This window comes from Streptococcus mutans (assembly GCF_006739205.1).
Classification (GTDB): domain Bacteria; phylum Bacillota; class Bacilli; order Lactobacillales; family Streptococcaceae; genus Streptococcus; species Streptococcus mutans.
The window spans coordinates 1,851,095-1,876,597 of record NZ_AP019720.1 but is presented as its reverse complement, the minus strand read 5'-3'; the positions used below and the strand labels follow the sequence as shown (position 1 = coordinate 1,876,597).

Genomic DNA, 25,503 nt, shown 5'->3' with positions numbered 1-25,503 from the left:
ATCTAAAATAAAACGCTTGAAAATTTTAATTCAAGCGTTTTTTCATTGACACTAGATAACCGATTAGACAAAATTTGTTCTAATTCAATCTTAATTTATGTTGTTTTAAATTGAATAGCTCTGGAAATGGTATCAATAGTGACCTTAGCGCCGATAGTAAAGGTAAACAAAGGCTGTGTATGAGCAAAATCAAGGTCATACATGACTGGAATTTGTTTTAGAACAGGATGTTTATCAAGGATGAAATGCCAAATTTTCTCGGTCATTTGACACTCTTTTGGAAAACGTCCAAAAATAATGGCTTGAGGATTAGAGTAGGTTTGTAGGACAGCAGCTAAATGGCGAGAAATTTCGGTAGGATTTTCTTCTTCAGATCCCTCTAAGAAAAGGATATAATTTTCAGGATTAGGAGCAAATTCAGTTCCACGTAGAAGACCAAAGGTGGCTAAATGGCCGCCGATGGCTATCCCTTCAGCCTTGCCATTATTATAAATTTTCCATTCTGTAGGCATAAAATGACGTGGTTGGCTAGGATCGTACCAAGGGTCGCTGGACCATTTATCACTAGGGACTAAGTTGTAAATGTGTCTAGTAACGGCATTTAGCCACATTCTGCTTTGATAGTCCTGACCTTCTTCCATCTTAAAACTAGAGTAAGACGGTCCCATGTAAGTTTCCATTCCAGTTTTGGCATAAATCGCATTTAAAAGAGCCGTTGTATCTGAATAACCACAGATAATTTTAGGGTGACTTTTAATGAGTTTATAGTCCAAATAAGGTAAGATTTCATTAGCATTAAAACCACCGATTGTTGAGAGAATGGCATTGACATGTTCTTCTCTGAAAGCGTCATGAATATCAGAAACACGGCTGGCGATAGAACTGGAATTGAGCAGATCATTTTCCATATAGTTATTAGAAAAAGAAACTGTAAAGCCTAACTTTTCAAGTCTTCTCTTAGCCGATAAATTGGCATTGAATCCACCTAAACTTTCAATAGAATTTGATGGACTAAGCACTCTGATATGATCACCATATGTTAGTTTTTTCATTCATCTTTCCTCCCCATAAGTAATCCCCTAAATGTGACATTTTTTCTAGGTTATTGTTAGCAATGTTTTTCAACAGTATTAAAAGGTCTCTATACAGATTCAAGAAAATCTTCTTTTAAGGCTTTCCTTAGATGATAAGAACAGTAGCGACTTCTTTTGAAATTCCATACCTAAGATTTGAAACTCTTCCAAGTGGCAGAAACATCAACGGTTCTGTCACCTTTTCTCACAGCGAGAAGCCTCTTTTAAAGCTTATTCCGTTCGTTAATAAAAGAAATAATCTTGAATTCTGTAGAGCTTAAAATAGGCTTGTTTACAGTAACATCTTTCTATTACTTATTTTATCATTTTGATTACTGTTTGAGGACAAAAATAACAATTATTTTAAAATATTTCGTTTCGATACAAAAAATCCCCTAGTTGGACTAGGAGATTTTTTACAAAAGGCGGTAGACGGATTTGAACCGACGATCAAGCTTTTGCAGAGCCGTGCCTTACCACTTGGCTATACCGCCATAACATTCCTTATTTTACCTTAAAAAATCAGTCAGGTCAAGTTTTTTCCTATCACTACCGTCTTAATTGCTGATAGGGTAAATGCGGTTATAATTATACAGGTAAAAAACCAGATAAAATCTAAAATAAGCATTTTTAATTTTTATAATGTGCTATAATATTAGAAGTTAATTCTTGAACAAGATGCGGATAAGGAAATCGATTGAAAGGTTGGCAATCATCTGCATAAAAATTATAAAGTTATGAAGAGAATGTTACAGCGATCCAATGGAGAAAAATGATAAAAGATTTTCGGTTACGTTTTTTAGATAATTTAAAAAGCAATAAAGAAATTAAAAATTCAAGTAACGATTCCAATGACAATTCTTTAATGCTTAGCAGTTATTTATCATATAGTATTGTTTTTTTAATCTATGCCATAATAATAACTTATATATCATATATTTCTATAAACCGCGGTAGCTGGATGTATGATTATTCGTTTCATATGTCTAGAATAGTCGGCTTAGCTCAATCTCTAAAAAATGGAGACTGGCTCCCTAATTTAAATTATGTAATAGCTAATAACTCTGGCTATGCTGTAACCATGTTTTATGGGAATTGGCAGCTTTATATTCCGGCCCTTGTATTTTTAGCAACAAAAACGGCCACGTTTGCATACTCAGTGTATGCTTTTCTGCTCATCTACAGTTCCTCTCTGACAGGTTTTTATTCCTTATATCAGATGAGTAAAAGTAAAAAGCGAGCTTTTATTTTTGCCTTGATACTGCCTATTACCATACCATTTTTTGGATATGGGATGGTGGCTGCTATTCCTTTGATACCATTATTATTTTATAGCCTGTATAAGGTCATATATAGTGAACGCTACAATCCTATGTTGCTAGCGGCAGTTATATCTTTGCTCATTCAAACACATGTGATATCAACAATAGTGCTAGGAATTGCTTCTGCTATATTTGTATTATTAAATAGTAACCAGCTAACACGACAAAAACTTTTTTCATTCTCCTTGTCTTTAGTTATAGGTCTTATTATGACTAGTGGCTATATTTTTCAATATGTAGAGCAAACTCAATCTCAAACTTTTTTTGTATCTTGGATAATAAGAGATTTTCCATTTCCAGCTAAGATTTTAATGCTTCCAAATAGTGTTGGAGATGCTATTATCAACTATCAATTTCCAATTGCTATAGTTATTATCGTTATAGGATTGGTATCTAGTTTTTGGATTAAAAGCGTTTCTCGAAAGCTTATTTTGATGTCACTCTTATTGCTTTTCTCAACCACTACATTAATTCCGTGGAAAATATTAAAGTATAGTTTTTTAGGTGTTTTTCAATATACAAATAGATTGGTGTATTTTCTTCCAATATACGTCTTGATGGCAGCGTGTATTTCTTTTAATAAATACCTTGTTATTTCAATCTGTATCTTTCAATTTGGTTATTATATAGTAACACAGCCTTATAAATATAGTTATGAAGAATATCGAGAAAGTATAGAATATTTAAAAAACACCAATACCTTTGCTGTAAAGGCATTTAAAAATCCGCTTCAGCTATCTTATGATACTAGTGGAGATGAATATCTCAACCTTTCTGTCAATCATGATGATATGCGAAATGGTTTAAGCCTCAATCAGTTTCTTTATAATCAGCAGGAGGTAGTTATTGAGAATGTTCGGCAAAAATATAATGATTTAGAATTTGATGTTTCGCTTAAAAGCAATCAACCTCAGACAATTGTTGTACCGAGAATTTGGTATAAGGGTTATAAAGCGTACTATAGCGACAAAGCTGTCGGAACACAGCCTAAAATAATCTATCAAAAATTATCGAAAGAAGAGCTAGCTCAATATTCTAAGGCCAAAAAACCTAAGGTGACAGAAAAAGCCTTATATAATGGTTTTGCTACGATTTCTGTATCACATTCAGGACATGTTCAAATAGCTTACAAAAAGACATTTGTACAGTGTATTGGATACACTATAGAAATTCTAGCTTGGCTTCCTAGGAAGGTTCGACAGCAATTATGGATGGTTTTATCTAAAATAGGAGAAACTATCATCCTATGTTCGAAGAAAATCAGACAGTATGTTGATGAAAATCTAAAGCAAAAAATAAGCTAATAAAAAAGTATTTAATCTGTATGCAGTAATAATAAACGGACTTGTCAAAATTCAATTTTTTTGTTATGCTAATAGAGCTGTGTAAGCAGCAAATACTCATCTTAGATGAATTGTGATCTCGTTGCCTTTTGGGTTAGATTGCAAGTTGAAGTCTGAGAGAGGCAAAAAAACATAAAAGGAGAAATACTCATGGCAGTTATTTCAATGAAACAACTCCTCGAGGCTGGTGTGCACTTTGGTCACCAAACGCGTCGTTGGAATCCTAAGATGGCTAAGTACATCTTCACAGAACGTAATGGAATTCACGTTATTGACCTTCAACAAACTGTAAAATTAGCTGATCAAGCTTACGACTTCGTTCGTGATGCTGCAGCAAATGATGCTGTTATCTTGTTTGTTGGTACGAAAAAACAAGCTTCTGAAGCGATTAAAGAAGAGGCAGAACGTGCTGGTCAATACTATATCAACCACCGCTGGTTGGGTGGGACTTTGACAAACTGGGATACAATTCAAAAACGTATCGCACGTTTGAAAGAAATCAAACAAATGGAAGTTGATGGTATTTTTGATGTTCTTCCTAAAAAAGAAGTTGCTCTTCTTAATAAGCAACGTGCGCGTCTTGAAAAATTCTTGGGTGGTATCGAAGATATGCCTCGTATTCCAGATATTATCTACATCGTTGATCCGCACAAAGAACAAATTGCAGTTAAAGAAGCTAAGAAACTTGGAATTCCAGTTGTCGCTATGGTTGATACTAATGCTGATCCAGACGATATTGATGTTATTATCCCAGCAAATGACGATGCGATCCGCGCCGTTAAATTGATTACCAGCAAATTAGCTGATGCTGTGATTGAAGGTCGTCAAGGTGAAGACAGTGTTGAAGCTGTTGAAGCAGAACTTGCAGCTGGAGAAACACAAGCAGATTCAATTGAAGAAATTGTTGAAGTTGTTGAAGGCGCAAACGAAAATTAATGATTGAAAAAATCCTAAAGGGCAGGGCTAAGCCCTCCCTTTTTATTAAAATTTGGAGGAATTATCATGGCAAATATTACTGCAGCTCTTGTTAAGGAATTGCGTGAAAAAACTGGTGCTGGTGTCATGGACGCCAAAAAAGCCTTGGTTGAAGTTGAAGGCGATATGGAAAAAGCAGTTGAACTTCTTCGCGAAAAAGGTATGGCCAAAGCAGCTAAAAAAGCTGACCGTGTTGCCGCTGAAGGTTTAACAAGTGTTTATGTTGATGGCAATGTTGCCGCTATTGTGGAAGTTAATGCCGAAACCGATTTTGTTGCTAAAAATGCTCAATTTGTTGACTTAGTCAATGAAACAGCTAAAGTTATCGCTGAAGGTAAACCTGCTAACAATGAAGAAGCCCTTGCTTTAAAAACAGCAGCTGGAGATACTTTAGAGGCTGCTTATGTCAATGCAACAGCAACCATTGGAGAAAAAATTTCTTTCCGCCGTTTTGCTCTTGTTGAAAAAGCTGATAAACAAGTTTTCGGTGCCTACCAGCATAATGGTGGTAAGATTGGCGTTGTCACGGTCCTTGAAGGTGAAAATACGGATGAAGCTCTTGCCAAACAACTTGCCATGCATGTTGCTGCAATGAACCCAAGTGTTCTTTCATACAAAGAATTGAGCGAAGAATTTATTCATGATGAATTGGCTCAAATGAACCATAAAATTGAACAAGATAATGAAAGCCGCGCTATGGTTGATAAACCAGCTCTTCCGCTTCTTAAATACGGTTCACAAGGTCAATTAACTGATGAAGTCGTTGCTCAAGCTGAAGAAGATATCAAGGCAGAGCTTAAAGCTGAAGGCAAACCTGAAAAAATTTGGGATAAAATCATTCCTGGTAAAATGGCTCGCTTCTTCTTGGACAATACGAAGGTTGACCAACAATATACTTTGTTATCACAAGTTTACATTATGGATGACAGTAAGACTGTTGAAGCTTATATGGAATCCGTAAATGGGAAAGTGATTAGCTTTGTTCGTTTTGAGGTCGGCGAAGGTATTGAAAAAGCAGCTAACGATTTTGAAAATGAAGTTGCTGCAACCATGGCAGCTGCTCTTAATAAATAAAATAAAAAGCGACTTTTTGAACAGTACTCCAAAGTTAGAATGTTGTCTCTAACATTAGAGTGCTGTTACTGAAAGTCGTTTTTATTGTACTGTTTTAAACTTTTAAAGATTTAAATTCTTTATACTTTGTTGTAAAGTACATGGTAGACTTTTTATCCAAAATATGAATCAGTAAACGACATATTTTTTAAAACTAGATTTCCTTTGGCTTTCCAAAAAAACAAATTTTCGATATAATAAGGTCAGTTATAGTCAAAGTGACTGGGAAGGAGTTGGAAGCATGACGTCAAAAAATACTTCAGACAGTATTGAAGAATATATTAAAAAAATCTTAGCACAGTCGGGCTTCGCGGAAATCAAAAGAAGTGTTCTGGCAGATAATTTTAGTGTTGTTCCCAGTCAGATTAATTATGTCATTAAGACGCGTTTCACAGAGAGCCGTGGTTATGCCGTTGAGAGCAAACGTGGTGGTGGCGGTTATATTAGGATTGCTAAAATCCGTTTTTCAGACCAACACCAGATGCTCAATGATTTAGAAGCGACTATTGGTGAACAAATTAGCGAGCAAGTTTTTACAGATATTATTCAACTTCTCTTTGATGAGAAAATTATTAGCGAGCGTGAAGGGAATATTATTTTGGCGAGTTCAGGAGATGATGTTCTTGGAGAAGAGAGCTCTCGAATTCGTGCCCGTATGCTTCGCAAAATATTACAACGTTTAGATAGAAAAGGATACCATCTATGACCGATTACTCATTAAAAATGCAGGAAGTCTTTCGATTGGCGCAGTTTGAAGCAGCTCGTTTTGAAAGTTCCTATTTAGAAAGCTGGCATGTCCTTCTTGCAATGGTAGAGATTGATTCCTCAGTGGCTGGTTTAAGTTTTGCGGAGTTTGAAGCAGATGTCCGTTTTGAGGATTATCAGGCTGCTGCTATTTTGGCGATTGGTAAAAAGCCTAAGTCCTCGAGTAATGATATTATGCTTTTAGAGCAATCACATGCTTTAAAACGAACCCTAGCAGAGGCCGCTGCTATTAGTCAGGTGACACACGCTAAAGAAGTCGGCACAGAACATGTTCTCTTTGCTATGTTACTGAATCCTAATCTTTTGGCGACTCGCATTTTAGAATTAGTTGGTTTTCACGCCAAAGATGATGGAGAGTCCATCCGTCTTTTGGATCTGCGAAAAGTGATTGAACGTTATGCTGGCTTTTCCAAAGAGGACATTAAGGCCATCTTTGAAATGCGTAAACCTAAAAAGGTCAAAAATAGCAGCAGCTTTTCTGATTTAATGAAGCCACCTAGCGTTACAGGTGAACTAGCTGATTTTACACGGGATTTGACGGAGTTGGCAAGACAAGGTCGTTTAGAACCTGTTATTGGCCGTGAACAAGAAATTTCACGGATGGTTCAAATTTTAAGCCGTAAGACAAAAAATAACCCTGTTTTAGTTGGCGATGCTGGTGTTGGGAAGACGGCCTTGGCTTACGGCCTTGCTCAACGTATTGTGGATAGTGCCGTTCCTTTTGAATTGGCAGATATGAAAGTACTAGAGCTCGATATGATGAGTGTTGTTGCAGGGACTCGTTTTCGTGGCGATTTTGAGGAACGAATGAATCAAATTATTGCAGACATTGAAGCAGATGGTCACATTGTCCTCTTCATTGATGAGCTGCATACCATTATGGGTTCAGGAAGTGGTATTGATAGTACGCTGGATGCTGCTAATATTCTTAAACCAGCTTTAGCGCGCGGCAGTCTTAGAACGATTGGAGCGACTACTCAAGAGGAGTATCAAAAGCATATTGAAAAAGATGCTGCTCTTTCTCGCCGTTTTGCTAAGGTAACTATTGAAGAACCAAGTGAAGAAGAAGCTTATCAGATCTTGCTTGGTTTAAAGAAGAGTTATGAAACTTATCATCATGTTATTATTTCTGATGCAGCCGTAATGGCGGCAGTCAAAGGAGCACATCGTTATTTAAGTGGTAAAAATTTACCTGATTCGGCTATCGATCTTTTAGATGAAGCTAGTGCAACTGTTCAAGGCTTAGTGAAAAAAAAGGCACCAGCTTATTTGACAGATTTAGATCATGCTCTTATCACTAACGATTACCAATTAGCTAAGCGTTTGCTGAAAAAGGAGAAGAAGCCTCTACTTAAAAAACGAGCTGAAGTCAAGGAAGAAGATATCCTAGCTACTCTCAGCAAACTTTCAGGCATCCCTGTCAAAAAATTAACACAGGCTGACAGTAAAAAGTACCTTAATCTCGAAAGGGAATTACATAAGCGTGTAATTGGTCAAGACGATGCGGTGTCCAGTATCAGCCGTGCTATTCGCCGCAATCAATCCGGAATTCGGGTTGGCAAACGTCCCATTGGCTCTTTCATGTTTTTGGGGCCGACAGGTGTTGGTAAAACAGAGCTTGCTAAGGCTTTGGCAGAAGTGCTTTTTGATGATGAGTCAGCTCTTATTCGTTTTGACATGAGCGAATATATGGAAAAATTTGCAGCTTCTCGCCTTAATGGAGCTCCTCCGGGCTATGTGGGGTATGAAGAAGGCGGTGAGTTGACGGAAAAGGTTCGTAACAAACCTTACTCTGTTCTTCTTTTTGATGAGGTGGAAAAAGCTCATCCAGATATTTTCAATATCTTACTTCAAGTACTTGATGATGGTGTTTTGACAGATAGCCGTGGTCGCAAAGTTGATTTTTCAAATACGATTATTATCATGACCTCTAATTTGGGTGCGACTGCGCTTCGTGATGATAAAACCGTTGGTTTTGGAGCTAAAAGCTTTTCCCAGGATTATAAGGCCATGGAAAGTCGTATTTTAGAGGAATTAAAAAAGGTTTACCGACCTGAATTTATTAATCGTATTGATGAAAAAGTTGTCTTTCATAACCTTGGTCAAGAAGACATACGCCATGTTGTTAAAATTATGGTTGCTCCATTGATTGCCCATTTGGCTGATCAGGGGATTACACTTAAGTTTCAGCCTTCAGCTTTGAAACATTTAGCTCTGGCAGGTTATGATGCTGAAATGGGGGCACGTCCTTTGCGTCGGACACTTCAGACAGAAGTGGAAGATAAGTTAGCAGAGCTTATTCTTTCGGGAAAACTAGCTAGTGGACAGACTCTGAAAATAGGTATTCAAAAAGAAAAATTAAAATTTGATATTGTATAATTATCTAGTCTATTTTTCATAAATTTGTTAGCTCGCTTTACCCTACTTCAGTGTCCCCAATATTAAAAGATTATAAAAAAATATCTCTTGTTTTTTGGTTCAAGAGATATTTTTAATTTCAGCTTAATCTAATATGTGAATTTGTTTTTATGTCATGAAAATGAGATGAAATTTATGAAAAAACGATTTTTTCATAAATAAAGTTTCTAAAAATTAACATAAATGATATCGTGTTTGTTATAAATTAGGATTATAATGTAACAATAATAAAAAAGGAGGTTTGCTAATGGAAACTAAAGTTAGAAAAAAGATGTATAAGAAAGGGAAATTTTGGGTGGTAGCCACCATCACGACTGCTATGCTGACTGGAATTGGGCTCTCTTCTGTTCAGGCAGATGAAGCCAATTCAACTCAAGTTTCTTCAGAATTGGCTGAAAGAAGTCAGGTTCAAGAAAATACAACTGCTTCATCATCAGCAGCAGAAAATCAGGCTAAGACTGAAGTTCAAGAAACACCATCAACAAATCCCGCAGCTGCTACTGTTGAGAACACTGATCAAACAACTAAGGTGATAACAGATAATGCTGCTGTTGAATCAAAAGCAAGTAAAACTAAGGATCAAGCAGCTACCGTAACTAAAACAGCAGCTAGTACACCGGAAGTAGGTCAAACAAATGAAAAGGCTAAGGCAACTAAAGAAGCTGACATAACTACGCCAAAGAATACAATAGATGAATACGGCCTAACAGAACAGGCTCGTAAGATTGCTACTGAAGCTGGTATTAATTTAAGCAGTTTGACACAAAAGCAAGTTGAAGCATTAAATAAAGTTAAATTAACGAGTGATGCTCAAACGGGTCATCAAATGACCTATCAAGAATTTGACAAGATTGCTCAAACGTTGATAGCTCAAGATGAACGCTATGCTATCCCTTATTTTAATGCAAAAGCAATCAAAAATATGAAGGCGGCTACAACGCGTGATGCCCAAACGGGTCAAATAGCTGATTTGGATGTTTGGGATTCTTGGCCAGTTCAGGATGCTAAGACTGGTGAAGTTATTAATTGGAATGGTTATCAGCTTGTTGTTGCTATGATGGGCATTCCAAATACTAATGATAATCATATTTATCTTCTTTATAATAAATATGGAGATAATAATTTTGATCATTGGAAAAATGCAGGTTCTATCTTTGGTTATAATGAAACACCCCTAACTCAAGAATGGTCAGGTTCAGCTACCGTAAATGAAGATGGAAGTTTGCAGTTATTCTACACCAAGGTTGATACTAGTGACAAAAACAGTAACAATCAACGTTTAGCAACAGCGACTGTAAATCTTGGCTTTGATGACCAAGATGTTAGAATTCTTTCTGTTGAAAATGATAAAGTTTTAACGCCTGAAGGCGGTGATGGCTATCATTATCAAAGTTATCAACAATGGCGTTCAACCTTTACAGGTGCTGATAATATTGCTATGCGTGATCCACATGTCATTGAAGATGAGAATGGAGATCGCTATCTTGTCTTTGAGGCTAGTACAGGTACAGAGAATTATCAAGGTGAAGATCAGATTTACAACTTTACTAACTATGGCGGCAGCTCTGCTTATAATGTTAAAAGTCTTTTTAGATTTTTAGATGATCAAGATATGTATAACCGTGCAAGCTGGGCCAATGCAGCTATTGGTATTTTAAAACTTAAGGGCGATAAAAAAACACCTGAGGTAGATCAATTTTACACGCCTTTACTAAGTTCAACAATGGTTTCGGATGAACTCGAGCGACCCAATGTGGTTAAATTAGGAGATAAGTACTATCTTTTTACAGCTTCACGTCTTAATCACGGAAGTAACAACGATGCTTGGAATAAAGCAAATGAAGTTGTTGGTGATAATGTCGTTATGCTAGGTTATGTTTCTGATCAATTGACTAACGGCTACAAACCCTTAAATAATAGTGGTGTGGTTTTAACAGCTTCAGTTCCAGCAGATTGGCGAACGGCGACTTACTCTTATTATGCTGTTCCAGTAGCTGGATCATCTGATACCCTGTTAATGACGGCTTATATGACCAATCGTAATGAAGTCGCAGGTAAAGGTAAGAATTCAACCTGGGCACCTAGTTTTCTGATTCAGGTTTTACCAGATGGGACTACAAAAGTCTTAGCAGAAATGACACAACAGGGTGATTGGATTTGGGATGAACCAAGTCGCACGACAGACACTGTTGGCACGCTGGATACAGCCTATCTTCCAGGTGAAAATGATGGTTATATTGATTGGAATGTTATTGGTGGCTACGGTTTGAAGCCACATACACCGGGACAATATCAACCAACTGTTCCATCAACACCAATTCATACAGATGACATTATTTCTTTTGAAGTCTCTTTTGATGGTCATCTCGTTATTAAACCTGTCAAAGTAAATAATGACTCCGCTGGTCGAATTGACCAATCAAGGAATTCAGGTGGGTCTCTTAATGTTGCCTTTAATGTCTCTGCGGGCGGAAATATTTCTGTCAAACCTTCTCAAAAATCGATTAATAACACAAAAGAAACAAAGAAAGCTCATCATGTTTCAACAGAAAAGAAACAGAAAAAAGGAAATTCTTTCTTTGCAGCTTTATTAGCTCTTTTCAGTGCTTTCTGTGTAAGCATTGGTTTTAAATAAAGCATTTCTTTATATATACAAAACAAAAGACTTTATAATATCTGAAGTGGGTGAACTCCTTTCTGATGATTTATAGAGTCTTTTTGATTGCATGAAAAAAACCTCATAGTTTAGATCTTTTGTCTAACTTGTGAGGTGTAACTCAGTAAATTCTTTTGTACTTTTTATTATTCAAGTTTACGCAGAGTCATTAGCCTTCAAGGGGGATAAAATTTCCTACAATTAATCCAATGATTCGAGGATTTTCATCATAAGGAGCAAATTTATCAGCGTATTTCTTGTTGAGAGAAACAAGACGAAGGCCCGTTTCTTCACGGTAGACCTTTTTTATATAGGTTTGTCCATCCCAATCAATCGCATAAATGGCGCCATCATAATCAAATCCTGTTTGTTTAATAAGGGCAACTTCACCATTGAGAAAAATAGGTTCCATTGAATCTCCAAAGATCCAAGACGCAAAATCGTGATCAATTTCTTCGTCATAAAAAACGGTATCAAAATTGCCATCACCAAAATAGGAATAGCCTGTGCCTGCTGATAATTTTTCGTAAACTCTGTAGGGATAACGTTTATTTTTCATTAGATTCCTTTCCTTATCTTGTTGTTCTAGTAAATGCTGTGAGTATTTTAAGGTTTTAGTTTTATTGCTTTCATTCAAACGGGTATAAATTTCGACAATATCGTGCTGTGATAAAAAGTAAGCAGAATCAACCTTTAATAAGTGAGCCAATTTATCTAAGTTTTTTTGATTTGGTTTTGTTTTGCCAATTTCCCAGTTAAAATAAGAAGGTCGGCTAATTCCTAATTTATCAGCTGTTTGTGCTTGCGAAAGACCAAGTTTTTTTCGTCTTTCTTTTAATTTTTGACTTGAAAACATATACTCCTCATAATTAGTTTATAAACTAATTATGAGTTTATCATTTTTAACTAGTAAAAGCAAGTAAGAATGACTTTTATTTATATCATTGTTTTTGTCTGATTAACACTTTAAATTGAAATTCAGAGTTTTTTATAAAAAACGTCGAAATGGCCTTGCAATAAAAAGGTTTATTTGTTATACTGATTTGGTGCTGTAAAAATCAGCCTTTAGCTTTGATACAAGAGGTTGCGATACGCTCGGTTGCATTGCCACGCAAAAGCCTGTCGGTTTTCTTGTGGAGCTAGCCTATTATTTTAAATAGACGAGAGGAGAAAAGATGGCAAACAAAAAAATCCGTATCCGTTTGAAAGCTTACGAACACCGTACACTTGACACAGCGGCAGAAAAAATCGTAGAAACAGCGACTCGTACAGGTGCAAGCGTTGCTGGTCCTGTACCACTTCCTACTGAACGCAGTCTTTACACAGTTATTCGTGCGACTCATAAATACAAAGATTCTCGCGAACAATTTGAAATGCGTACTCACAAACGTCTGATTGATATTGTGAACCCAACGCAAAAGACAGTTGATGCGCTTATGAAGCTTGATCTTCCAAGTGGTGTAAACGTAGAGATTAAACTTTAATCAAATATTAAGAACCAGTTCAAACGGAATTGAACACGGGCTAAACTCTACGTAAAAAAAGATAAAATCGCCTAGGCTTGTCGAGCCGTCATCGATTTTCCTATTTTCACATTGAGTTTGACGCTCTTAGTATCTTGATTTTGAGCACAAAAAACGCTCGTTAAAAACTTTTTTGAGCATAAAAAACGCTCATAAAAAACTTTTTAAATAATTTAAGTAAAGGAAATATTTTCTCATGACAAAAGGAATCTTAGGGAAAAAAGTGGGAATGACTCAAATCTTCACTGAATCTGGTGAATTTATCCCTGTTACTGTCATCGAAGCAACTCCAAATGTTGTGCTTCAAGTTAAGACTGTTGAAACAGACGGTTACGAAGCAGTTCAAGTTGGTTTTGATGATAAACGTGAAGTATTGAGCAACAAACCTGCCAAAGGCCATGTGGCAAAAGCCGACACAGCTCCTAAGCGCTTCATTCGTGAATTTAAAAACATTGAAGGCTTAGAAGTTGGACAAGAAATTACAGTCGAACAATTCGAGGCTGGTGATGTTGTTGATGTTACTGGTACAACTAAAGGTAAAGGTTTCCAAGGTGCCATTAAACGCCATGGTCAGTCACGTGGCCCTATGGCTCATGGTTCTCGTTATCACCGCCGTCCAGGTTCAATGGGACCTGTAGCACCTAACCGTGTATTCAAAGGTAAAAACCTTGCTGGACGTATGGGAGGTAACCGCGTAACGATTCAAAACCTTGAAATCGTTCAAGTTGTTCCAGAAAAAAATGTTATCCTTATCAAGGGTAATGTGCCAGGTGCTAAGAAATCTCTTATCATCATCAAATCAGCAGTTAAAGCTGCTAAATAATAAAGAAAGGGGAAATCAGTTAACATGGCAAACGTAAAACTATTTGACCAAACTGGTAAAGAAGCTGGTGAAGTAACACTTAACGACGCTATCTTCGGTATCGAACCAAATGAATCGGTAGTATTTGATGTTATTATTAGCCAACGTGCTAATCTTCGCCAAGGTACTCACGCGGTTAAAAATCGTTCAGCAGTATCAGGTGGTGGACGTAAACCATGGCGTCAAAAAGGAACTGGACGTGCACGTCAAGGTTCTATCCGTGCACCGCAATGGCGTGGTGGTGGTGTTGTTTTTGGACCAACTCCACGTTCATATGGCTATAAACTTCCACAAAAAGTTCGCCGTCTCGCCTTAAAGTCAGTTTATTCAGCAAAAGTTGCTGATGAAAAATTTGTAGCTGTAGATGCTCTTTCTTTTGAAGCTCCAAAGACCAAAGAATTTGCTACAGTACTTGCTGCACTTAATGTTGATTCAAAAGTACTTGTTATTCTTGAAGAAGGTAATCAAGCTGCTGAGTTGTCAGCTCGTAATCTTCCAAATGTCAAGGTTGCTACCGCAGCAACTGCAAGTGTTCTTGATATCGTAAACAGCGACAAACTTCTTGTTACTAAAGAAGCAATCTCTAATATCGAGGAGGTTCTTGCATAATGAATTTGTACGATGTAATCAAAAAACCTGTTGTTACTGAAAAATCAATGCATGCTCTTGAAGAAGGTAAGTATACATTTGAGGTTGACACTCGCGCTCATAAACTTTTAATTAAACAAGCTGTTGAAGCGGCCTTTGATGGTGTCAAAGTGGCAAGTGTCCGTACAGTAAACGTAAAACCAAAGCAAAAGCGCGTTGGCCGTTATACAGGTTTTACAAGCAAAACGAAAAAAGCTATCATCACTCTTACAGCTGATTCTAAGACAATTGACTTGTTTGCAGCTGCTGAGGCAGAATAATCTAAGGAGGAAATAACGTGGGTATTAAAGTTTACAAACCAACGACAAATGGCCGTCGTAATATGACTTCTTTGGATTTCGCTGAAATTACTACAAGCACACCTGAGAAATCATTACTTGTTTCATTAAAAAACAAGGCTGGCCGTAACAATAACGGTCGCATTACTGTTCGTCATCAAGGCGGCGGACATAAACGCCATTACCGTCTAATTGATTTCAAACGTAATAAAGATGGCGTTGAGGCGGTTGTTAAGACTATTGAATACGATCCAAATCGTTCGGCTAACATTGCGCTTATTCACTATACGGATGGTGTAAAATCCTATATTGTTGCTCCGAAAGGTCTTGAAGTAGGCCAACGTATCATTTCAGGCTCCGAAGCTGATATCAAAGTGGGGAACGCTCTTCCGCTTGCTAATATTCCAGTTGGTACATTCATTCATAACATTGAATTGAAACCGGGTAAGGGTGCTGAACTTATTCGGGCAGCTGGAGCTTCTGCTCAAGTGCTTGGACAAGAAGGCAAGTATATTCTTGTTCGTTTGCAATCAGGTGAAGTTCGTATGGTTCTTGGTACTTGTCGTGCTACAGTTGGTGTTGTTGGAAATGAACAACATGGGCTTGTTAATCTTGGGAAAGCAGGACGCAGCCGTTGGAAGGGTATTCGCCCGACAGTCCGTGGTTCTGTAATGAACCCTAACGATCACCCACACGGTGGGGGTGAAGGTAAGGCACCGGTTGGACGTAAAGCGCCATCTACTCCTTGGGGTAAACCTGCGCTTGGTCTTAAAACACGTAACAAGAAAGCTAAATCTAACAAACTTATTATTCGTCGTCGTAACGAAAAATAGGTTAATCACTTAAAAAATTTAAACATCCGCCAGCTCGGTAATCTGTATTTCTAATACAGATAGGCCGCTGTGGTACTATATTTAAAGGAGAAAATTACAAAATGGGACGTAGTCTTAAAAAAGGCCCTTTCGTTGATGAGCATTTGATGAAAAAAATCGAGGCTCAAGCTAATGACGAAAAGAAAAAAGTAATTAAAACTTGGTCACGTCGTTCAACGATTTTTCCAAGTTTCATTGGATACACAATCGCAGTTTATGACGGACGTAAACATGTTCCTGTTTACATTCAAGAGGACATGGTAGGTCACAAGCTTGGTGAGTTTGCACCAACTCGTACTTACAAAGGTCATGCAACTGATGATAAGAAAACACGTCGTTAATTAGGAGGAGGACACAATGGCAGAAATTACTTCAGCTAAAGCAATGGCTCGTACAGTCCGTGTTTCACCTCGTAAAACACGTCTTGTGCTTGATCTTATTCGTGGTAAGAACGTTGCTGACGCAATCGCAATCTTGAAATTCACTCCAAACAAAGCTGCTCGTATTGTTGAGAAAACTCTTAACTCTGCTGTCGCAAATGCAGAAAATAACTTTGGTTTGGAAAAAGCTAATTTGGTCGTATCTGAAACTTTCGCAAACGAAGGACCAACGATGAAACGTTTCCGTCCGCGTGCGAAGGGTTCAGCTTCACCAATCAATAAACGTACAACTCACGTTACTGTAGTTGTAGAAGAAAAATAAGGAGGTAAAATCGTGGGTCAAAAAGTACATCCAATTGGTATGCGTGTCGGTATCATTCGTGATTGGGATGCAAAATGGTATGCTGAAAAAGAATACGCGGATTACCTTCATGAAGATCTCGCAATCCGTAAATTCATTCAAAAAGAGTTGGCTGACGCCGCAGTTTCAACTATTGAAATTGAACGTGCAGTCAATAAGGTAAATGTTTCCCTTCATACTGCAAAACCTGGTATGGTTATCGGTAAAGGCGGAGCAAATGTCGATGCTCTTCGTGCTCAACTTAACAAATTGACTGGAAAACAAGTTCACATTAATATTGTTGAGATCAAATCACCAGATCTTGATGCTCACCTTGTTGGTGAAAATATTGCTCGTCAGCTTGAGCAACGTGTTGCTTTCCGTCGTGCTCAAAAGCAAGCAATCCAACGTACTATGCGTGCAGGAGCTAAAGGAATTAAAACTCAAGTATCGGGTCGTTTAAATGGTGCGGACATCGCACGTAGCGAAGGATATTCAGAAGGAACTGTTCCACTTCACACACTTCGTGCGGATATCGATTATGCTTGGGAAGAAGCTGATACGACTTATGGTAAGCTTGGTGTTAAAGTTTGGATTTACCGTGGCGAAATTCTTCCAGCTCGTAAAAACACTAAAGGAGGGAAATAACAAATGTTAGTACCTAAACGTGTTAAACATCGTCGTGAATTCCGTGGAAAAATGCGTGGTGAAGCTAAAGGCGGTAAGGAAGTAGCTTTTGGAGAATATGGTCTGCAAGCTACAACTAGTCACTGGATTACTAATCGTCAAATTGAGGCTGCTCGTATCGCTATGACGCGTTATATGAAACGTGGTGGTAAAGTTTGGATTAAAATCTTTCCTCATAAGTCCTACACTGCTAAGGCCATCGGTGTACGTATGGGATCTGGGAAAGGTGCTCCAGAAGGCTGGGTCGCACCAGTTAAGCGTGGAAAAATCATGTTTGAAATTGCTGATGTTCCAGAAGAAGTTGCCCGTGAAGCTCTTCGCCTTGCAAGCCACAAATTACCAGTTAAAACTAAATTCGTAAAACGTGAAGCAGAATAAGGAGAAAACATGAAACTTCAAGAAATTAAAGATTTTGTTAAAGAGCTTCGTGGTCTTTCTCAAGAAGAACTTGCTAAGAAAGAAAACGAACTTAAGAAAGAACTTTTCGATCTTCGTTTCCAAGCTGCAGCAGGTCAACTTGATCAAACTGCCCGTTTGAACGAAGTGAAAAAGCAAATTGCACGTGTTAAAACCGTGCAAGCAGAAACGAAAGAATAGATTGGGAAAGGAAAAATCTAATGGAACGTAAACAACGTAGAACGCTAGTTGGTCGTGTTGTGTCTGATAAAATGGACAAAACAATCACAGTTGTAGTTGAAACTAAACGTAACCACCCAGTCTATGGTAAACGTATTAACTACTCAAAGAAATATAAGGCTCATGATGAAAACAATACTGCAAAAGCAGGCGATATTGTTCGTATCATGGAAACTCGTCCGCTTTCAGCAACAAAACGTTTTCGTCTTGTTGAAGTGGTTGAAGAAGCTGTCATTATTTAATTAAGCCTGAAAGGAGAAAAACTTAAATGATTCAATCAGAAAGTCGTTTAAAAGTCGCTGACAACAGTGGTGCCCGCGAAATCCTGACTATCAAAGTTCTTGGCGGTTCAGGTCGTAAATTTGCGAACATCGGTGATGTTATCGTTGCTTCAGTAAAACAAGCTACTCCTGGTGGTGCGGTTAAAAAAGGTGATGTGGTGAAAGCCGTTATTGTTCGTACTAAATCAGGTGCTCGTCGTGCTGATGGTTCATACATCAAATTTGATGAGAATGCAGCTGTTATTATCCGTGATGATAAAACACCTCGCGGAACTCGTATCTTTGGTCCTGTTGCTCGTGAATTGCGTGAAGGTAACTTCATGAAGATCGTGTCACTAGCGCCAGAAGTACTTTAATTTAAAACTCACAAACAATAGTACTCAAAAAATCAACGTTAGACAAATCAGAGTGACAAAGGCCTAACTAAGGTTCAGTGAGAAGCTCTAACGATAGATGTGAGTATAGTCCCCTGGTTTTGTCAGGGTGCCTCAGGGCGTAAGAAAGAATAGGAGAAAATCTTAATGTTTGTAAAAAAAGGCGATAAAGTTCGCGTTATTGCTGGAAAGGACAAAGGTGTTGAAGCTGTAGTTCTTAAAGCTTTTCCGAAAATTAATAAAGTTGTTGTTGAAGGTGTGGCCATTGTTAAAAAACACCAAAAACCTAACAATGAGAACCCTCAAGGTGCTATCGTAGAAAAGGAAGCACCTATCCACGTATCAAACGTACAAGTTCTTGATAAAAATGGAGTTGCGGGTCGTGTTGGCTATAAAGTTGTTGATGGTAAAAAAGTTCGCTACAACAAAAAATCAGGCGAAGTACTTGATTAATCACGAAGGAAAGGAGAAGTATAATGGCAAATCGCTTAAAAGAAAAATATCTTAATGAAGTAGTTCCTGCATTGACAGAAAAATTTAATTACACATCTGTAATGGCCGTTCCTAAGGTTGATAAAATCGTCCTTAACATGGGTGTTGGTGATGCTGTGTCAAATGCAAAAAATCTTGAAAAAGCAGCTGCTGAATTAGCGCTTATTTCAGGTCAAAAACCACTTATTACTAAAGCTAAGAAATCAATCGCCGGCTTCCGTCTTCGTGAAGGTGTTGCTATCGGTGCGAAGGTTACTCTTCGCGGACAACGCATGTATGAATTCTTAGACAAATTGGTGACAGTTTCACTTCCACGTGTCCGTGACTTCCATGGTGTCCCAACAAAATCATTTGATGGACGCGGTAATTACACACTTGGTGTGAAAGAACAATTGATCTTCCCAGAAATCAATTTTGATAATGTTGATAAAGTCCGTGGTCTTGATATTGTTATCGTTACAACTGCTAACACTGATGAAGAATCGCGTGAATTGCTGACAGGCCTTGGAATGCCTTTCGCAAAATAATAAGGAGGTTTAAATTGGCTAAAAAATCTATGGTTGCTAAGAGCAAACGCCCAGCAAAATTCTCTACGCAAGCTTACACTCGTTGTGAAAAATGCGGTCGACCACACTCTGTTTACCGCAAGTTTAAACTTTGTCGTGTTTGCTTCCGTGAATTAGCATACAAAGGACAAATTCCGGGCGTAACAAAAGCTTCTTGGTAGTTTGAAAAGAGTTTTCAGCTTTTTTCAAACTTATCGGTGAGCACTAGCGAGCCAAGACTGATACTTTTTGTTAAGGTGAAAAGATTGATAAGTGGTTAGCTTATCAATCAAGAAAGGTTTTGAACCTATAGGCTCAAACATTAGTCATGAAACGCTGTAGACGGCTGCTGATGTCTTTTGTCATTCTAAAAAGTATCAAAAGAAAAATAACTAGCAAGTGAATGATTCAAACTACTAGTAAAAGGAGAAAAAATTAATGGTTATGACTGATCCGATTGCAGACTTCTTAACTCGTATTCGTAATGCTAATCAAGCAAATCACAGCGTAGTTGAAGCTCCTGCATCAAACATCAAAAGAGGAATTGCTGAAATCCTTAAGCGTGAAGGTTTTGTAAAAGATGTTGAAGTTATTGAAGATGACAAGCAGGGTATTATCCGTATCTTTCTTAAATATGGTCAAAATGGTGAAAGAGTTATCACTGGCTTAAAACGTATTTCAAAACCGGGTCTTCGTGTCTATACAAAACGCGAAGATGTTCCAAAAGTTCTCAATGGGCTTGGGATTGCAATTATTTCAACTTCTGAAGGTCTTTTGACTGATAGAGAAGCCCGTCAAAAAAATATTGGCGGAGAAGTTATTGCTTACGTTTGGTAATATTAAGATACAAAGCTTGTAAAGAACAAAGCAAATTAGGAAGTTGGAGCAGTTTGTTTACAAAAAAAGTCCACTTATCTATTTTGCACAGTTCTCAGAGCGTGTTCAGTTTAACTATTAAACTAAATAGTTATTTAATATCATTGAAGAACTAATTGAATACGGGTAAAATACTGTGTTTAAATCAACGTAGTTTAATTTGAACAGTATCTTGAAAACGTAATAGATAAACAACTATACTCATTTGAACATAGGTTAAAACCTGTGTGAAAAAGATAAATTTTCCTAGAAACCTGTGTTTCTTCGTCAAGTTATCTATTTTCACTTTGGTTTTTGACTCCTTTGTATCATGAGTACCCCGTGAAAACTAGTCGCTCAGGCGGCTTGATAATTTAACAGGAGAAGAATAAATATGTCACGTATTGGTAATAAAGTAATCACGTTGCCTGCTGGTGTAGAAGTCACTAATAAAGATAATGTTGTTACTGTAAAAGGCCCTAAAGGAGAGCTTACACGTGAGTTCCCAAAAGTTATTGAAATTAAAATTGAAGGAACAGAAGTAACACTTCATCGTCCAAATGATTCCAAAGAAATGAAAACAATCCATGGTACAGCTCGTGCTAACTTAAACAATATGGTTATTGGTGTTTCTGAAGGGTTCAAAAAGGAACTTGAAATGCGTGGGGTTGGTTACCGTGCTCAACTTCAAGGGAAGAAACTTGTTCTTTCAGTCGGTAAATCTCATCCAGATGAAGTTGAGGCTCCAGAAGGTATTACGTTTGAAGTACCAACTGCTACAGCCATCGTTGTTAATGGAATTAATAAAGAGGTTGTTGGTCAGACAGCAGCTTATATTCGTGGTCTTCGTGTTCCAGAACCTTATAAAGGTAAGGGAATTCGTTACGCTGGTGAGTATGTACGCCGTAAAGAAGGTAAAACAGGTAAATAAGATTGATCTAATAATGTTTGTCTATTTTACAAACACTATTAGATCATCCCTGTCAATTTGACAATTATAAAATTTAAGAGGTGAAAATTGTGATTTCGAAACCAGATAAAAATAAAATCCGCCAAAAACGCCATCGTCGTGTTCGCGGAAAACTCTCTGGAACTGCTGATCGCCCACGTTTGAACATTTTCCGTTCTAATACAGGCATCTACGCTCAAGTGATTGATGACGTAGCGGGTGTAACGCTCGCAAGTGCTTCAACTCTTGACAAAGAAGTTTCAAAAGGGACTAAAACTGAACAAGCCGTTGTTGTTGGTAAACTCGTTGCTGAACGCGCAGTAGCTAAAGGTATTTCTGAAGTGGTGTTTGACCGCGGTGGATATCTCTATCACGGACGTGTTAAGGCCTTGGCTGATGCAGCTCGTGAAAACGGATTGAAATTCTAATAGGGAGGACACTTAATAATGGCATTTAAAGATAATGCAGTAGAACTTGAAGAACGCGTTGTTGCGATTAACCGTGTTACAAAAGTTGTTAAGGGTGGACGTCGTCTTCGCTTTGCTGCTCTTGTAGTTGTTGGTGATCGTAATGGCCGTGTTGGTTTTGGTACTGGTAAAGCTCAAGAAGTACCAGAAGCTATTCGTAAAGCAGTAGAAGCTGCTAAGAAAAACATGATTGAGGTACCAATGGTTGGCACAACAATTCCTCACGAAGTTCGTTCAGAATTTGGTGGTGCTCGTGTCTTGTTGAAGCCAGCAGTAGAAGGTGCTGGGGTTGCTGCTGGCGGTGCTGTTCGTGCTGTTGTTGAATTAGCCGGTGTAGCAGATATTACATCAAAATCATTAGGTTCAAATACTCCAATCAACATTGTTCGTGCAACTGTTGAAGGATTGAAACAGCTTAAACGTGCTGAAGAAGTCGCTTCACTTCGCGGTGTTTCAGTCTCTGATTTGGCATAAGAAAGGAGAAGTCATGGCACAGATTAAAATTACTTTGACTAAGTCTCCAATCGGTCGCATTCCTGCACAACGTAAAACAGTTGTTGCCCTTGGACTTGGTAAATTAAATAGTTCAGTTATCAAAGAAGATAATGCCGCTATTCGTGGTATGGTTAATGCAGTTTCACATTTGGTAACTGTAGAAGATGTCAAGTAAGCAGAAAGTTAATTGAGTCTTGCAAGTAAGATGGATTAATAGGTGCTTGAGCGAATAAGCTCTTTGCAAATCCTGAAAGCTTGATTTTTTGACACAGTTGCTTTCTTGAAAGGTAGGCAAGACTGATTCATCAGTAGATAATCAGTAGCTTATATCTTATAGGTTTAAGTCGCTTTGTGTCTGACACTTGGCGACTTAAAAGTAATAAACATTAGTATAGGCGAGTTTTTATAGGGAACACCTTTTCCCTTATAAAGGCGCTAGCATTTTACAAATAAGGAGAAACTATAAAATGAAACTTCATGAACTTAAACCTGCTCAAGGTTCTCGTAAAACTCGTAACCGTGTGGGTCGTGGCTCATCTTCTGGTAATGGTAAGACTGCAGGTCGTGGACAAAAAGGGCAAAAAGCTCGTAGTGGAGGTAATATCCGTTCGGGCTTTGAAGGTGGACAAACGCCACTCTTTCGTCGTCTTCCAAAACGCGGTTTTACTAATATCAATGCTAAAGAGTATGCATTGGTTAATCTTGATCAGTTAAATGTCTTTGAAGATGGTGCAGAAGTAACACCAGTTGTTCTTGTTGAAACTGGTATCGTAAAAGCTGAAAAATCAGGAATTAAAATTCTTGGTAATGGCGAATTAACTAAAAAATTAACTGTTAAGGCAGCTAAATTCTCAAAATCTGCTGAAGCAGCCATCATTGCTAAAGGTGGTTCAATCGAGGTGATCTAATGTTTTTTAGACTTTTAAAAGACGCCCTAAAGGTGAAAAGTGTTAGAAAAAAGATTTTCTTTACTATTTTTATCATCTTTGTATTTCGTGTTGGTACACACATTACCGTACCAGGCATCAATGCTAAAAGTCTTGAACAACTAAGTGATCTACCATTTTTAAATATGCTTAACCTTGTTAGTGGTAATGCTATGAGTAACTTTTCCGTTTTTTCCATGGGGGTTAGTCCTTATATTACCGCTTCCATTGTTGTTCAACTTTTACAAATGGATATTTTACCTAAGTTTGTTGAATGGGGAAAACAAGGGGAAGTCGGGCGTCGTAAGCTGAATCAAGCAACGCGCTATATTTCACTAGTCCTTGCTTTTTTCCAATCTATTGGTATTACAGCAGGATTTAGTGCTCTATCAAGTGTTTCTCTTGTGAAGACACCAAATGTCCAGACATTTCTTTTAATTGGTGCTATTTTAACCGCAGGAAGTGTGGTTGTAACTTGGCTAGGAGATCAGATTTCGGATAAAGGTTTTGGTAATGGTGTTTCAATGATCATCTTTGCGGGGATTATTTCATCTATACCAGGGACTATCAAATCCGTTTATGAAGATTATTTTGTCAATATCCGTTCAAGCGAAATGAAGAATTCCCTTATTTTTGTGGGACTTTTGATTTTAGCTAGTCTCATCATTATTTTCTTTACAACTTTTGTTCAACAAGCAGAATATAAGATTCCAATTCAATATACTAAGTTGGCGCAAGGTGCTCCGACGAATTCTTATCTTCCTTTGAAGATAAATCCAGCTGGAGTTATTCCTGTTATTTTTGCAAGTTCTATTACAACTATTCCAAGTACTATCTTGCCATTTTTCCAACATGGTCGCGATATTCCTTGGATGACAACCTTGCAAGAATGGCTTTCTTATACTAATCCAACAGGAATGGCAGTTTATGCTGTTCTCATTGTACTTTTCTCATTCTTTTATACTTTTGTGCAAGTCAATCCTGAAAAGACAGCAGAGAATTTACAAAAAAATGCTTCTTATATTCCTAGTGTTCGACCTGGTCGTGAAACAGAGGAATACCTTTCATCGCTTCTGAAAAAATTGGCAACGATTGGTTCCATTTTCTTGGCCTTTGTTGCTTTGAGTCCAATTGTAGCTCAACAACAATTTGATTTGTCATCAAGTGTTGCTTTAGGAGGTACCAGTCTGTTAATTGTTATTTCTACAGGCATTGAAGGAATGAAGCAATTGGAAGGCTATCTGTTGAAGAGAAAATATGTTGGTTTTATGAATGTTACAGAATAGAATATAAAGCGATAGAATTTCTTAAACTTTGTAGTAAGGCGTTATCAAGCGCAGAAGTTATTATTTTTACAAGAAAGAATTTCTATAAAAGTAATGGCTATGCGGGGGTAGGACAGTAAATTCAATGATTTAATTTCTTTGGGTTTTGGTCTTACTCCCTTCTATTTTGTTTTTTAATAAGTTTGCCAATCTGGTAGATTTATTTAAAAATAAAATTAAGGAGAATATCATGAATCTTTTAATCATGGGATTGCCAGGTGCTGGCAAAGGGACTCAGGCAGCTAAGATTGTTGAAAAATTTGGCCTTGCTCATATTTCAACGGGAGATATGTTTCGTGCAGCTATGGCTAACCAAACAGAAATGGGAACCTTGGCAAAGAGTTTTATTGATAAGGGAGAGCTTGTTCCTGATGAAGTAACCAATGGTATTGTTAAAGAGCGTCTTTCAGAATCAGATATTACTAAAAAAGGTTTCTTGCTAGATGGCTATCCACGTACCATTGAACAAGCTCATGCTTTGGATGAGATTTTATCAAAACTTAATCTTAAGCTAGATGGCGTTATCAATATTGATGTTGATCCAGCTTGTTTGGTGGAGCGTTTGAGTGGTCGTATTATCAATCGTAAGACAGGTGAAACTTATCATAAAGTCTTTAACCCACCAGCAGATTATAATGAAGATGATTATTATCAACGTGAAGATGATAAACCGGAAACAGTAAAACGTCGCTTAGATGTCAACATTGCTCAAGGGCATCCAATAATTGAATACTATCGTAATAAAGGTCTTGTTTATGATATTGAAGGAAATCAAGATATCAATTTAGTTTTTGAGACAATTGCTAAAGTTTTAGCAAATTTGTCATAAATTCCTGTCACCGTGCTTGATTTTTATTGCAAAGAGTGATAAAATAAGCTAGTCTGGCTTATAATTGTTACCTC

At 37.6% G+C, this 25,503-nt stretch carries 31 protein-coding genes and 1 tRNA gene; 29 read left to right on the top strand and 3 right to left on the bottom strand.

The window, feature by feature from the left end; translation table 11 throughout:
* Positions 1-95: 95 nt before the first annotated feature.
* Together FNL60_RS09620 and FNL60_RS09615 are read right to left on the bottom strand one after the other, a co-directional pair.
* Complete coding sequence (locus FNL60_RS09620) at positions 96-1,052, bottom strand: S66 family peptidase (protein WP_002270977.1); 957 nt, start codon at positions 1,050-1,052, stop codon at positions 96-98.
* Positions 1,053-1,496: 444 nt separating this feature from the next.
* Positions 1,497-1,567 (bottom strand) — tRNA-Cys (locus FNL60_RS09615).
* A 278-nt stretch (positions 1,568-1,845) separates the two neighbouring features.
* Between FNL60_RS09615 and FNL60_RS09610 the strand changes: the two genes are divergently transcribed.
* From FNL60_RS09610 to FNL60_RS09585, 6 genes are all read left to right on the top strand, one after another.
* Complete coding sequence (locus FNL60_RS09610) at positions 1,846-3,699, top strand: hypothetical protein (RefSeq protein WP_002279991.1); 1,854 nt, start codon at positions 1,846-1,848, stop codon at positions 3,697-3,699.
* 189 nt (positions 3,700-3,888) lie between these two features.
* Positions 3,889-4,674 (top strand): 30S ribosomal protein S2, encoded by a 786-nt coding sequence (rpsB, locus tag FNL60_RS09605; protein ID WP_002262347.1) that lies wholly within the window; start codon positions 3,889-3,891, stop codon positions 4,672-4,674.
* Between the two features lie 66 nt (positions 4,675-4,740).
* Positions 4,741-5,787, top strand: coding sequence for a translation elongation factor Ts (gene tsf, locus FNL60_RS09600; protein ID WP_002266891.1), 1,047 nt, complete (start codon positions 4,741-4,743; stop codon positions 5,785-5,787).
* A 280-nt stretch (positions 5,788-6,067) separates the two neighbouring features.
* Positions 6,068-6,532 (top strand): transcriptional regulator CtsR, encoded by a 465-nt coding sequence (gene ctsR / locus FNL60_RS09595; protein WP_002262345.1) that lies wholly within the window; start codon positions 6,068-6,070, stop codon positions 6,530-6,532.
* Positions 6,529-8,970 carry an ATP-dependent Clp protease ATP-binding subunit gene (locus FNL60_RS09590; RefSeq protein WP_002279992.1) on the top strand — a complete coding sequence of 814 codons (2,442 nt, stop codon included), beginning with the start codon at positions 6,529-6,531 and terminating at the stop codon, positions 8,968-8,970. The genes ctsR and FNL60_RS09590 overlap by 4 nt, the downstream gene beginning before the upstream one ends.
* A gap of 286 nt (positions 8,971-9,256) precedes the next feature.
* The gene (locus FNL60_RS09585) at positions 9,257-11,644 is read left to right on the top strand and encodes a glycoside hydrolase family 68 protein (RefSeq protein WP_002279993.1); all 2,388 of its coding nucleotides are present in this window, start codon (positions 9,257-9,259) and stop codon (positions 11,642-11,644) included.
* Between the two features lie 190 nt (positions 11,645-11,834).
* Here FNL60_RS09585 and FNL60_RS09580 read toward each other — a convergent pair whose 3' ends face one another.
* The gene (locus FNL60_RS09580) at positions 11,835-12,521 is read right to left on the bottom strand and encodes a helix-turn-helix domain-containing protein (protein ID WP_002266894.1); all 687 of its coding nucleotides are present in this window, start codon (positions 12,519-12,521) and stop codon (positions 11,835-11,837) included.
* A gap of 319 nt (positions 12,522-12,840) precedes the next feature.
* Between FNL60_RS09580 and rpsJ the strand changes: the two genes are divergently transcribed.
* The 23 genes from rpsJ to FNL60_RS09465 all read left to right on the top strand — a co-directional run bounded on the left by rpsJ (position 12,841) and on the right by FNL60_RS09465 (position 25,429).
* Complete coding sequence (gene rpsJ / locus FNL60_RS09575) at positions 12,841-13,149, top strand: 30S ribosomal protein S10 (RefSeq protein ID WP_002262341.1); 309 nt, start codon at positions 12,841-12,843, stop codon at positions 13,147-13,149.
* 235 nt (positions 13,150-13,384) lie between these two features.
* Positions 13,385-14,011 carry a 50S ribosomal protein L3 gene (rplC, locus tag FNL60_RS09570; RefSeq protein WP_002269600.1) on the top strand — a complete coding sequence of 209 codons (627 nt, stop codon included), beginning with the start codon at positions 13,385-13,387 and terminating at the stop codon, positions 14,009-14,011.
* Between the two features lie 24 nt (positions 14,012-14,035).
* Positions 14,036-14,659, top strand: a complete 624-nt coding sequence (gene rplD, locus FNL60_RS09565; protein WP_002262339.1) for a 50S ribosomal protein L4 — start codon at positions 14,036-14,038, stop codon at positions 14,657-14,659.
* Entirely contained in the window at positions 14,659-14,958 is a 300-nt protein-coding gene (locus FNL60_RS09560; RefSeq protein WP_002262338.1) for a 50S ribosomal protein L23, read from the top strand. The genes rplD and FNL60_RS09560 overlap by 1 nt, the downstream gene beginning before the upstream one ends.
* A gap of 17 nt (positions 14,959-14,975) precedes the next feature.
* Positions 14,976-15,809, top strand: coding sequence for a 50S ribosomal protein L2 (gene rplB / locus FNL60_RS09555; protein ID WP_002262337.1), 834 nt, complete (start codon positions 14,976-14,978; stop codon positions 15,807-15,809).
* Between the two features lie 101 nt (positions 15,810-15,910).
* Entirely contained in the window at positions 15,911-16,189 is a 279-nt protein-coding gene (gene rpsS, locus FNL60_RS09550; protein ID WP_002262336.1) for a 30S ribosomal protein S19, read from the top strand.
* A 16-nt stretch (positions 16,190-16,205) separates the two neighbouring features.
* On the top strand, positions 16,206-16,550 hold the full coding sequence (rplV, locus tag FNL60_RS09545; protein WP_002262335.1) for a 50S ribosomal protein L22: 345 nt from the start codon (positions 16,206-16,208) through the stop codon (positions 16,548-16,550).
* A 12-nt stretch (positions 16,551-16,562) separates the two neighbouring features.
* Positions 16,563-17,216 carry a 30S ribosomal protein S3 gene (rpsC, locus tag FNL60_RS09540; RefSeq protein ID WP_002262334.1) on the top strand — a complete coding sequence of 218 codons (654 nt, stop codon included), beginning with the start codon at positions 16,563-16,565 and terminating at the stop codon, positions 17,214-17,216.
* 3 nt (positions 17,217-17,219) lie between these two features.
* Positions 17,220-17,633: a 50S ribosomal protein L16 gene (gene rplP / locus FNL60_RS09535; RefSeq protein ID WP_002262333.1), complete on the top strand. Its 414-nt coding sequence runs from the start codon at positions 17,220-17,222 to the stop codon at positions 17,631-17,633.
* Positions 17,634-17,642: 9 nt separating this feature from the next.
* Entirely contained in the window at positions 17,643-17,852 is a 210-nt protein-coding gene (rpmC, locus tag FNL60_RS09530; protein WP_002262332.1) for a 50S ribosomal protein L29, read from the top strand.
* 20 nt (positions 17,853-17,872) lie between these two features.
* Complete coding sequence (gene rpsQ / locus FNL60_RS09525; protein WP_002266286.1) at positions 17,873-18,133, top strand: 30S ribosomal protein S17; 261 nt, start codon at positions 17,873-17,875, stop codon at positions 18,131-18,133.
* 26 nt (positions 18,134-18,159) lie between these two features.
* Positions 18,160-18,528 carry a 50S ribosomal protein L14 gene (rplN, locus tag FNL60_RS09520; protein ID WP_002262330.1) on the top strand — a complete coding sequence of 123 codons (369 nt, stop codon included), beginning with the start codon at positions 18,160-18,162 and terminating at the stop codon, positions 18,526-18,528.
* A gap of 165 nt (positions 18,529-18,693) precedes the next feature.
* A complete protein-coding gene (rplX, locus tag FNL60_RS09515) occupies positions 18,694-18,999 on the top strand; it encodes a 50S ribosomal protein L24 (protein WP_002262329.1) in 306 nt (101 codons plus the stop codon).
* A gap of 23 nt (positions 19,000-19,022) precedes the next feature.
* Positions 19,023-19,565, top strand: coding sequence for a 50S ribosomal protein L5 (rplE, locus tag FNL60_RS09510; RefSeq protein WP_002262328.1), 543 nt, complete (start codon positions 19,023-19,025; stop codon positions 19,563-19,565).
* 14 nt (positions 19,566-19,579) lie between these two features.
* A complete protein-coding gene (locus FNL60_RS09505; RefSeq protein ID WP_002262327.1) occupies positions 19,580-19,765 on the top strand; it encodes a type Z 30S ribosomal protein S14 in 186 nt (61 codons plus the stop codon).
* A gap of 256 nt (positions 19,766-20,021) precedes the next feature.
* The gene (gene rpsH, locus FNL60_RS09500; protein ID WP_002265068.1) at positions 20,022-20,420 is read left to right on the top strand and encodes a 30S ribosomal protein S8; all 399 of its coding nucleotides are present in this window, start codon (positions 20,022-20,024) and stop codon (positions 20,418-20,420) included.
* 412 nt (positions 20,421-20,832) lie between these two features.
* The gene (gene rplF / locus FNL60_RS09495; RefSeq protein ID WP_002262325.1) at positions 20,833-21,369 is read left to right on the top strand and encodes a 50S ribosomal protein L6; all 537 of its coding nucleotides are present in this window, start codon (positions 20,833-20,835) and stop codon (positions 21,367-21,369) included.
* A gap of 89 nt (positions 21,370-21,458) precedes the next feature.
* The gene (gene rplR, locus FNL60_RS09490; protein WP_002262324.1) at positions 21,459-21,815 is read left to right on the top strand and encodes a 50S ribosomal protein L18; all 357 of its coding nucleotides are present in this window, start codon (positions 21,459-21,461) and stop codon (positions 21,813-21,815) included.
* Between the two features lie 18 nt (positions 21,816-21,833).
* Positions 21,834-22,328: a 30S ribosomal protein S5 gene (rpsE, locus tag FNL60_RS09485; protein WP_002262323.1), complete on the top strand. Its 495-nt coding sequence runs from the start codon at positions 21,834-21,836 to the stop codon at positions 22,326-22,328.
* 13 nt (positions 22,329-22,341) lie between these two features.
* A complete protein-coding gene (gene rpmD / locus FNL60_RS09480; protein ID WP_002262322.1) occupies positions 22,342-22,524 on the top strand; it encodes a 50S ribosomal protein L30 in 183 nt (60 codons plus the stop codon).
* 292 nt (positions 22,525-22,816) lie between these two features.
* On the top strand, positions 22,817-23,257 hold the full coding sequence (gene rplO, locus FNL60_RS09475) for a 50S ribosomal protein L15 (protein ID WP_002262321.1): 441 nt from the start codon (positions 22,817-22,819) through the stop codon (positions 23,255-23,257).
* Positions 23,257-24,561: a preprotein translocase subunit SecY gene (secY, locus tag FNL60_RS09470; RefSeq protein WP_002262320.1), complete on the top strand. Its 1,305-nt coding sequence runs from the start codon at positions 23,257-23,259 to the stop codon at positions 24,559-24,561. The genes rplO and secY overlap by 1 nt, the downstream gene beginning before the upstream one ends.
* 229 nt (positions 24,562-24,790) lie before the next feature.
* On the top strand, positions 24,791-25,429 hold the full coding sequence (locus tag FNL60_RS09465; RefSeq protein WP_002262319.1) for an adenylate kinase: 639 nt from the start codon (positions 24,791-24,793) through the stop codon (positions 25,427-25,429).
* Positions 25,430-25,503: the final 74 nt, after the last annotated feature.